This is a genomic window from Stenotrophomonas sp. YJH_SMC_33, assembly GCF_059372295.1.
This window is the reverse complement of the sequence record NZ_JCAFVJ010000021.1, coordinates 19,734-28,416: the sequence shown is the minus strand read 5'-3', so window position 1 is coordinate 28,416 and position 8,683 is coordinate 19,734. Positions and strand designations below refer to the sequence as shown.

At 66.8% G+C, this 8,683-nt stretch carries 11 protein-coding genes; 10 read left to right on the top strand and 1 reads right to left on the bottom strand.

What is annotated here, in order from left to right; genetic code table 11:
• Positions 1 to 110, top strand: a 110-nt coding sequence (locus AC5P9W_RS19450; protein ID WP_288037892.1) for an IS3 family transposase, incomplete at its 5' end; no start/stop codon positions are given.
• 431 nt (positions 111 to 541) lie between these two features.
• On the opposite strand, the gene AC5P9W_RS19445 is transcribed toward AC5P9W_RS19450, so the two are convergent.
• Positions 542 to 1,270 (bottom strand): response regulator, encoded by a 729-nt coding sequence (locus tag AC5P9W_RS19445; protein ID WP_031270573.1) that lies wholly within the window; start codon positions 1,268 to 1,270, stop codon positions 542 to 544.
• Between the two features lie 127 nt (positions 1,271 to 1,397).
• On the opposite strand from AC5P9W_RS19445, the gene rlmD reads away from it, so the two are divergent.
• From rlmD to AC5P9W_RS19400, 9 genes are all read left to right on the top strand, one after another.
• Positions 1,398 to 2,732: a 23S rRNA (uracil(1939)-C(5))-methyltransferase RlmD gene (gene rlmD / locus AC5P9W_RS19440; protein WP_456115837.1), complete on the top strand. Its 1,335-nt coding sequence runs from the start codon at positions 1,398 to 1,400 to the stop codon at positions 2,730 to 2,732.
• Positions 2,733 to 2,766: 34 nt separating this feature from the next.
• Entirely contained in the window at positions 2,767 to 3,252 is a 486-nt protein-coding gene (locus AC5P9W_RS19435; RefSeq protein WP_031270571.1) for a CYTH domain-containing protein, read from the top strand.
• Between the two features lie 113 nt (positions 3,253 to 3,365).
• Complete coding sequence (locus AC5P9W_RS19430; protein WP_021204004.1) at positions 3,366 to 4,061, top strand: DsbA family oxidoreductase; 696 nt, start codon at positions 3,366 to 3,368, stop codon at positions 4,059 to 4,061.
• 115 nt (positions 4,062 to 4,176) lie between these two features.
• Positions 4,177 to 5,184 carry a beta-N-acetylhexosaminidase gene (gene nagZ, locus AC5P9W_RS19425; RefSeq protein WP_019662160.1) on the top strand — a complete coding sequence of 336 codons (1,008 nt, stop codon included), beginning with the start codon at positions 4,177 to 4,179 and terminating at the stop codon, positions 5,182 to 5,184.
• Positions 5,184 to 5,738 (top strand): hypoxanthine-guanine phosphoribosyltransferase, encoded by a 555-nt coding sequence (locus tag AC5P9W_RS19420; protein ID WP_005410592.1) that lies wholly within the window; start codon positions 5,184 to 5,186, stop codon positions 5,736 to 5,738. Before nagZ ends, AC5P9W_RS19420 begins: the two co-directional genes overlap by 1 nt.
• 82 nt (positions 5,739 to 5,820) lie before the next feature.
• Positions 5,821 to 6,567 (top strand): S-methyl-5'-thioinosine phosphorylase, encoded by a 747-nt coding sequence (locus tag AC5P9W_RS19415; RefSeq protein WP_049430529.1) that lies wholly within the window; start codon positions 5,821 to 5,823, stop codon positions 6,565 to 6,567.
• An 88-nt stretch (positions 6,568 to 6,655) separates the two neighbouring features.
• Entirely contained in the window at positions 6,656 to 6,862 is a 207-nt protein-coding gene (locus tag AC5P9W_RS19410; RefSeq protein WP_005410590.1) for a cold-shock protein, read from the top strand.
• A 102-nt stretch (positions 6,863 to 6,964) separates the two neighbouring features.
• Complete coding sequence (locus AC5P9W_RS19405; RefSeq protein WP_329858889.1) at positions 6,965 to 8,233, top strand: FAD-dependent oxidoreductase; 1,269 nt, start codon at positions 6,965 to 6,967, stop codon at positions 8,231 to 8,233.
• Between the two features lie 180 nt (positions 8,234 to 8,413).
• Entirely contained in the window at positions 8,414 to 8,683 is a 270-nt protein-coding gene (locus AC5P9W_RS19400) for a hypothetical protein (protein WP_019662157.1), read from the top strand.

Sequence of the window (8,683 nt, the reverse complement as noted above, 5' to 3'; positions counted from 1 at the left end):
TGGTGGAATACATCCAGTACTACAACCAGGAGCGCATCAAATTGAAATTGAAGGGCCTGAGCCCGGTACAGTACCGGGAGCAGGCCCAACAGGCCCAATCGGCCGCCTGACCCCTGTCCAAGTCTCGGGGGTCACTTCACCCTGGGGGCTTGGCCGCGGCATCCATGCCGCGGACACTCCCGCAACCGGACCCACCCCGCCTTCGACAGTTTTCCGCGAGCTGTCGGAATGGCAATGGGGTCAGATCCGTTTTCCTTCGGAAAACGGATCTGACCCCCAGTTTGAATTTCGATATCTGACAGAGATTCATCCACGCATGGCGTGGATCTACCAGATCGCGGAAATCTGTCAGAGGCGGGGCGGTGTCGGAGTGTGGGGTGTCTGATCTGGCCGCCCGTCAGCGGACGCCAAGCCCCCATGGACGGGTTCACGGCGTCCCCGCGCTCCGACACCGCCCCGCCATCCCACGGGATGCCGGCTTTTGACGTTGAATTTGACGTTAGCTTTGGCGGGTGCAGGGCGCAGCCCTGCCGACCAACCCTCAATGCAGCAGGGCCGCCACCGCCGCGCGGAACCCATCCTGGGCCTGCCCGGACTCCGGCGCATGATGCAGCTGGCGCACCGCCCGGGCCAAGCGTGCCGCGCCCACGAACCCACAGCTCGCCTGCAACCGGTGCAACTGGCTGCGCAGCTGACGCTCATCATGCTGGTCCACCGCCTGCTCGACCGCGTCACGCACCCCCGGCAGCTCGGCCAGGAACAGTTCGCGCAGGGCGATCAAGTGGTTGCGCTGGCCATTGAGCGCGGCCAGTGCCGCTGTCTCGTCCCAGTCCTGCACCTGCAGCTCGACCGCTGCCGGGGCCGGGGCAACGGAGATCCCCGCCGGGCTGTTCACCAGTGCGCGGCGCACCGCCTTCAGCAACTGGTCGCGGCCCAGCGGCTTGACCAGGGTGTCGCTGAAGCCAGCTTCGCGCAGGCGGGCATGGATGGACGTGTCACCGTCAGCGGTATGTGCCAACGCCGGGGTGTCGGGATGTGAACGGCGCAGTTCGCGCAGCAGCTGCGCGCCATTGCCGTCCGGCAGGTTGACGTCGATCAGCCACAGGTCGTGCGCGCCGGGTTCGGCGCTGGCCAAAGCGCTGGCCAGCGAATCTGCGGTGTCCACATCCGCCGGTAACGTTTCCAACGCCGCCTTGAAAAAACCGCGGCTGATGATGTCGTCCTCGACAAGCAGGAAGCGGGGCCGGCTGGCCCGCGGGGTCATCTGCATCAGGGCTGCCTCCATGTCAGCTGCTGCAATCATCAAGCACGGCGGCGGCGGGCGCAAGCGGGTCCGGACCCTGCCGGTCAGGATCTGCGACAATACGCCCCCATTTTTGCCCGCAGCCTGTTGCCACGTGGCCCGATCCCGCTCCCGCATCGACCGTACCCCGTTCCAGACCGAAATCCTCGACCTCAGCCATGATGGTCGCGGCGTCGCCCGCCGTGAAGGCGAGGGCGGCAAGGTCACCTTCGTCAGCGGTGCCCTGCCGGGTGAGGTGGTGACGGCCGAACAGACGGCCCGCAGCCGCCATTTCGACGAAGCGCGCACTCTGGAAGTTCTGCAGGCCTCGCCGCAGCGCGTGACCCCGAAGTGCCCGCATTTCGGCACCTGCGCCGGCTGCGTGCTGCAGCACCTGGACGAAGACCAGCAGATCGTCGCCAAGCAGCGCGTGCTGATGGACAACCTGGAGCGGATCGGCCATGTGAAGCCGGGCACCGTGCTTGCGCCGCTGGTCGGCGACAGCTGGGGTTACCGTCGCAAGGGCCGCTTCTCCGTGCGCCGGGTCGAGAAGAAGGACAAGACCCTGGTCGGCTTCCGTGAACAGGATCCGCGTTTCGTCGCCGACCTCAGCCAGTGCCTGACCGTGATCCCGGAGATCGGCACCAAGGTCGAGGCGCTGTCCACCTTCATCGAATCGCTCGATGGCAAGCGCGATATCCCGCAGATTGAGTTCATCGCCGGCGACCAGGCCGTGGTCCTGACCGTGCGCCACCTGCAGCCACTCAGCGATGCGGACCGTGCGGCCTGGGCTGCCTTCGGCCAGCAGCATGGCTTCGTGATCTACCTGCAGTCCGGTGGCGTGGACACCGTGAAGCCGCTGGACGGGCAGGGTGTGCCCCTGTCGTTCCGGCTGGAGCCCTGGGATGTGGAACTGGCATTCCGCCCGCTGGACTTCATCCAGGTCAACGCCAAGCTCAACGAAAAGATGATCGCCCATGCCCTGGATCTGCTGGAGCCGGGTGAGGACGAGCGCGTGCTGGACCTGTTCTGCGGCCTGGGCAATTTCACTCTGCCGCTGGCCCGCCGCGTGCGCGAGGTCGTTGGTGTGGAAGGCGATGCCGGCCTCGTCGCGCGCGCCCGTGAGAATGCTGAGCGCAATGGCCTGGCCAACGCCCAGTTCTTCAGCGCCGACCTGACCCAGGACCAGCGCAGCACGGCGTGGATGCGCCAGGGCTTCGACAAGCTGCTGCTGGATCCGCCGCGCTCGGGCGCGATCGAAGTGCTGCAGCAGCTGCCGCTGAAGCAGTTCAAGCGCATTGTCTACGTGAGCTGCCACCCGGGCTCGCTGGCACGCGATGCCGGCTATCTGGTCAACGAACAGGGCTTCACCCTGGTCAGCGCCGGTGCCATGGACATGTTCCCGCACACCGCGCACGTGGAAAGCATCGCAGTATTCGAGAAGCGCTGAGCAGGTGTCATCACCCGTGGCGCATAATTGCGCCATGGGCATCGAAATCGAACGCAAATTCCTGGTCAGCAGCGATGGCTGGCGCACCGCCGCGCATCGGGTGATCCCGATGGCGCAGGGCTACATCAACGACATGGGCGCGCTCGACCGCGGCACCCAGAACGCCTCGGTGCGCGTGCGCATCGAAGGCGACCACGCCGCGCTGAACCTGAAGTCACGCACCCTCGGCCATACCCGCCAGGAGTTCGACTACCCGATCCCGGTGGAGGACGCGCGCGCACTGCTGGCGCTGTGCGTCGGCGGCCTGATCGACAAGCGACGCCATCTGGTCGAACACGCCGGCCTGACCTGGGAAGTGGATGAGTTCCTCGGTGACAACGCCGGCCTGGTGGTGGCTGAAGTCGAGCTGGAAAGCGCCGACCAAGCCATCGACCTGCCGGACTGGGTCGGTGCCGAAGTGACCGATGACGCCCGTTACTACAACGTTGCCCTGGCCAGCCGCCCGTATTCAGAGTGGTGAACCCCAAAAAGGGGGACGGAGGGGATTAAGTCGTCTTTACCCCGCCTGTGCAGAAAGCGACTTAATCCCCTCCGTCCCCTTTTATCGAGGAAGGGGGGCCCCATGTGGTGGGGATGAGAATCGACATCTATTCCGACGTGGTCTGCCCCTGGTGCTGGATCGGCAAGCATCGTTTCCAGCAGGGCGTGCAGTTGCTGGGCGAGCACGCGCCTGATCTTGATATCCACTGGCAGCCGTTCCAGCTGGACCCGGATGCGGACGACACCCCGGTGCCGCTGCGCGAGGCCTATTCGCGGAAGTTTGGGGGCGTCGAGCGCACCGAGCAGATCCTCGGCCAGACCCAGACCACCGCGCGCGCGGAGGGGCTTCCGATGGATTTCAACCAGGGCCAGGTGCGGGTGACCACGCTGCCGGCGCACCGAGTGCTGTGGCTGGCCGGCGAGCACGGCGTGCAGGATGCGGTCAGCGAGGCGCTGTTCCGCGCCCACTTCGAACATGGCCAGAACCTGGCCGACAACGCTGTACTGGTGAAGGCCGGCGTGGCTGGCGGCCTGGACGGTGGCGAAATCGCGCAGATGCTGGCCTCGGACCGTGGCTTGGCCGAGGTCGAGGCCAAGCTCGGCCAAGCCCATGCGCTGGGCATTTCCTCCGTGCCGACCTTTGTCATCGACGGGAAGTGGGCGATCTCCGGGGCGCAGCCGCCAGAAGGCTTTGCCAACGCGCTGCGCCAGATCGCGGCCGAACAGGGGCCCCCGGCCGCCCCGGCTGGCGACGACGAGGCCTGCGGCCCGGACGGCTGCAGGGTCTGAGCAGACCGGGGCAGAGCCCCCGCATTTCCCTTTTCCCCTTGACCACTGCGCCTGTCGGCCGGTTCTGCGACAATGCGGCACTGCGCCATGCGGGCGCGCGTTGTGGAGATCAACCATGCTGCTGATCGGCGTTGCCGGCACCGAACTGACCACCCAGGAACGTGACTGGCTGCAGCACGATGCCGTGGCCGGGGTGGTGCTGTTCAAGCGCAACTTCGCCTCGCGCCAGCAGGTAACCGATCTGAGCGCGGCGATCCGCGCCGCTGCGCCGCGCCCGCAGCTGATCTGCGTGGACCAGGAAGGCGGCCGCGTACAGCGCTTCCGCGAAGGTTACAGTGATCTGCCGCCACTGCAGGACATCGGTGCCCTGTACGCCACCGACCCGCAGCAGGCCCTGTCGCTGGCCGAGCAGCACGCCTGGCTGATGGCCAGTGAAGTCCGCGCCAGCGGGCTGGACCTCAGCTTCGCGCCGGTGGTCGATCTTGGCCGCGGCAACCGCGCCATCGGCAACCGCGCCTTCAGCGAAGACCCGCAGGTGGTTGCGGCGTTCACCGCAGCCTATGTGCGTGGCATGCATGCGGTCGGCATGGCCGCCACGCTCAAGCATTTCCCCGGCCACGGCACCGTGCTGGAAGACACCCACGTGGATACCGCGATCGACCCGCGCGCGCTGGACGAGCTGCGCGCGCAGGACCTGGTGCCATTCCAGGCCGGCATCGCCGCCGGTGCCGACGCGGTGATGATGGCGCACGTGATCTACCCGCAGATTGCGCCTGAACCGGCTGGCTATTCGCCGCGCTGGATCCAGGACATCCTGCGTGGCGAGCTCGGCTTCCGCGGCGTGGTGTTCTCCGATGACATCGGCATGGCCGCCTCGCACAGTGCCGGTGGCGTGCCCGCGCGCGTGCACGCACACCTGGACGCCGGCTGCGACGTGGTGCTGGTCTGCCACCCGGAGCTGGTTGATGAAGCCCTGCACGCGGTGCAGGGGCGCTCCCTCAATACTGCTGCGCTGCTGGGCCTGCTCGGCCGCGGCGCGCTTGGCTGGGATGGCCTGCTGGCCGATGCCCGCCATGGCCACACCCAATCCCGTCTGATTGAAACCCTTGGAAGAACCGTCTGATGCCCAACCTCACCATTTCCCAGGCCCTGGCCCAGGCTGACCTGCTGGTCGACCGCCCCACCATCGACAAGGCCATCGCTGGTATCGCCGACGCCATCGCGCGCGATTACAAGGGCGAGGTGCCGCTGTTCCTGTCAATCATGCACGGCGCGCTGCCGTTCGCCGGCCAGCTGGCGCTGGAGCTGGGCGCGCGCGGCCAGGACGTGCAGTTCGATTACCTGCACGCCACCCGTTACCGCGGCGAAACCACCGGCGGCGACCTGGTCTGGAAGCACAAGCCGGCGACCTCGCTGTTCGGCCGCCGCGTGCTGCTGGTCGACGACATCCTGGACGAGGGCTACACCCTGCAGGGCGTGCGCACCTGGTGCCTGGAACAGGGCGCGACCGACGTGCGCATCGCCGCGATGACGGTGAAGAAGCACGACCGCGCGCTGCCGGACGTGACCGCCGACTACGCCGGCATCGAACTGCCGGACCGCTACGTGTTCGGCTTCGGCATGGACGTCAATGAAACCCTGCGCTGCGTGCCGGCCATCTACGCGATGAAGGAATAACGGCGCAGCCGCCCGCGGTGCGTCTTCTTCTGCCGCCGGCATCCTCGGGTGCCGGCGTTGGTCTTTTCATGGAGTGCTTTGAATGCAACAGATCGCCCTGGCCGTGATCGGCGGTACCGGTGTCTACAACCTGGCCAAGCTTGACGACGTGCAGACCCACGAGGTCGACACCCGCTTCGGCCGCCCGTCCGGCCCGGTACGCGTCGGTACGCTGCTTGGACACCGCGTGGCGTTCCTGGCGCGGCATGGCGAGGGCCATTCGCTGCCGCCGCACAAGATCAACTACCGCGCCAACCTGGCCGCACTGCAGCAACTGGGCGCGCAGCGCGTGCTGGCGTTGAACACGGTGGGAGGCATCACCGAACACTTTGGTCCGCGCGTGCTGGCCTGCCCGGATCAGATCATCGACTACACCTGGGGCCGCATCAGCACGATCTGTGAAGAAGAAGGCACCGACGTGGTCCACGTCGATTTCGGCCACCCCTATACGCCGATGCTGCGCAGCAAGATCCTGGCCGCTGCGAAAGTGACCGGTGTCACGGTCCATGACGGCGGCTGCTACGGCGCAACGCAGGGCCCGCGCCTGGAAACCATCGCCGAGATCGCCCGCATGCGCCGCGACGGCTGCGATCTGGTGGGCATGACCGGGATGCCGGAAGCCGCACTGGCACGGGAGCTGGGGCTGGATTACGCCTGCCTGGCGATCATCGCCAACTGGGCTGCCGGCTGTGGCGATGGTGAAGAGATCACGATGGCTGAAGTACTTGCCAACGTGCAGGCCGCCAGCAACGGACTTCCGGAACTGGTAGGTGAATTGGCACGGGGGTGATTGTCTTCGCCGAGCAAGCTTTGCATACTCAGCTTGTGCGCGGGTTCAGCGTACACCACCCATTCATTGCATAAGGTCTCGCATCACCATGCCGAACGGTACCGTCAAGTGGTTCAACGACGCCAAGGGATTTGGCTTCATCTCGCCGGAGGATGGCAGCGCCGACGTGTTCGCGCACTTCTCCGCCATCAACTCCAAGGGCTTCCGCAGCCTGCAGGAAGGCCAGCGTGTCACCTATGACGTGACCCAGGGCCCGAAGGGTGCCCAGGCTTCGAACATCACGCCGGCCGAGTGATCCACTCGACAGTGCGTTGAAAACCCCGCTCCGGCGGGGTTTTTTTTGCGCGGCACGCTCGCGGCCCGTTCGCGATCCACCCACCTCGGGCACAATGCGCCCATGAAGGAACGACTGCGCATCGCCGTGATCGGCTACGGCACCGCTGGACAGGCAGTGTCCATCCTGCTCACCCGTGACGGCCACGAGGTGGAGATCTTCGAACGCGTGCCCACGCCGGGACCGGTTGGCGCCGGCTTCCTGCTGCAGCCCAGCGGCCTGCAGGTACTGTGGCAGATGGGCCTGCTTGATTCCGTGCGTGCACATGCCGCGCCGGTGCACCGCCTGTATGGCGACACGCCGTGCGAGCGCGCGGTGATGGACATGGCCTATGCCGGGCTGGATGCACGCCTGCATGGGCTGGGCATGCAGCGCGGGGCACTGTTTTCGCTGCTGGACCAGGCCCGCGATGGCGCCGGCCAGCTGCATGTCGGCACCACCATCGTTTCCGTCGACGCCGCACAGGGGCGTTTGCGCGACAGCGGGGGGCGCCAGCACGGACCGTTCGACCTTGTGGTGGCTGCCGATGGTGCAGCTTCAACGCTGCGCGGCGGCGTCGAGCAGGGCATCGCGCTGGACAGGGTTTACCCGTGGGGCGCGCTGTGGTGCCTGCTGCCGGCCGAGGACTGGCCGCACATGAGCGAGCTGCGCCAGCGCTACGTGGCCGCGCGCAAGATGATCGGGCTGCTGCCGGTCGGTACCCGCCCCGGTGATGACACGCCGCGCCTGAGCTTCTTCTGGAGCCTGCCACGCGCCGATTTCGATCGGTGGCAGGCCGAAGGTATGGCGCCCTGGCTGGATGAACTGCATGCGCTGTGGCCGCAGGCCGGTGCGCGCTTCGCCCATCTGCGCGATGCCGGCCAGATGGCGCGCGCCGTTTACCGTGATGCGGTGATGACACGTTGGCACCAAGGCCGCATGGTGCTGGCCGGTGATGCGGCGCATGCGATGAGCCCACAGCTGGGGCAGGGTGTGAACATGGCGTTGCTCGATGCGCTGGCACTGCGCGATGCCGTGCGCAGCCATGGCGGCAGTGCGGCGGCATTGCAGGCCTACCAAGCGCAGCGGCGCGCGCATGTGGCCGTGTACCAGCGCTGGAGCCGCTGGCTGACGCCACTGTTCCAGTCCGACCGCGACGCTTGGGCGAAAGCGCGTGATGTGCTGCTTGGCCCGATGGGGCGCCTGCCCGGTGGCCGTGGGCATATGCTGCGCATACTCAGTGGCACGCAGCATGGCTGGCTTGGCTCGCTCCAACTGGACCCGGCATTCGTCAACGAACTGGGCACGTCGATGGCAATGCCTCCCAGCAACGCGATCACGGCCAGTGCGTGAGGCGCGTCGTCACGTGAATTAACGGCTGCGTCACTACAGATATGCGAGAAGTGGGTTGCACGCGATTGCGCGTCGCCCGTTTTCCTTTCCGTGATCGACATCGCGCGTGGCCCGGGCGGCGCTGCCGTCGCGGCCTGTTGCGGCCCGGACGCGCCGCCTGTTGTTGAAGAGGAGGACGCCATGTTGTTCGCGGTCGAGGAGCTGGAATCGGAAATCTGCAAGCTGCGTGGTCTGCTGCAGATGCTGCACGAGGACCAGCCCGACGTACTGGAGGACGTGTTTGAATTCCATGTGGGCAGCCTGATCAGCCACGCGTCGCCGGAACACCATGCACGCATCCGCGCCTGCGCGCAGGAAATGCTGGCGAGGATCCAGGCCTTGCCGCGGCGGCGTGAAGGGGATACGCCCGAGTTCCAGTTGATGCCGCAGCTGGAGATCCGCCCCGCCTGA